This window comes from Pseudomonas sp. MD195_PC81_125, assembly GCF_014060985.1.
In the GTDB taxonomy this organism is placed as follows: Bacteria; Pseudomonadota; Gammaproteobacteria; order Pseudomonadales; family Pseudomonadaceae; genus Aquipseudomonas; species Aquipseudomonas parakoreensis.
Genome location: NZ_JABULD010001021.1, coordinates 1 through 678 on the forward strand (window position 1 = coordinate 1; position 678 = coordinate 678).

Genomic DNA, 678 nt, shown 5'->3' on the forward strand with positions numbered 1-678 from the left:
CTGATGTAACCGGGAATGAACGACCGCGTTGATTTGTTGATGACGGTCAAACAGTTGTTTGAAACATACGTTTACGCCGAAATCTTGTCAAGCGTCGATCTTTTGCCGTTCGTCATGACTTTTTTCAAACGCCGGACACAGCTAACGGCCATGGGCTGCAAAGCGCCACGGGTAATGAAAAAAGATTAGTTGAGGGAGAAGGACTTACAACGAAAAACGCCGCGACAAAGCGCGGCGTTCGGCAAACGATGAATGTGATAAATCAGGCAAACGTATCAATGATCGTCCCGAGCATTTCATCAGAAGCCTTGGCGACCTTGGTGCCCAGCTCCACCTGAAACTTGCCTTGAGCCATTTCGGCCATGGCGCTGCCCGGATCCATTTGCTGGCTGCGGTCGATACCGCGCAGGCGATCAATCTGCGCCTCGGAAGACTGGCTGGTAACCGAACGCTCGATCGTATTATTGGCGATCTGGCTGGCGGCCTGATCGACACGATTCTGCCCGGTTTGAATGGTGCTCAAACCCGCATAAAAAGCTGTGTTACCGGTGATTTCCATGGGAGTTCTCATCCTTGGGAAGGATCAATGGTTGCCATTGAAGCAGAGGCGTCAGAAAAACACCCGTCAAAAATACTGATGGCACAGTGCCCTGTCATAGCAAAAGCATTAGTCCAGCA

The 678-nt window shown here is 51.0% G+C and carries 1 protein-coding gene; it reads right to left on the reverse strand.

The genetic code is table 11. The features are described from left to right. Positions 1-262: 262 nt before the first annotated feature. Positions 263-559, reverse strand: a complete 297-nt coding sequence (locus HT737_RS30945; protein WP_047297018.1) for a hypothetical protein — start codon at positions 557-559, stop codon at positions 263-265. Positions 560-678: the final 119 nt, after the last annotated feature.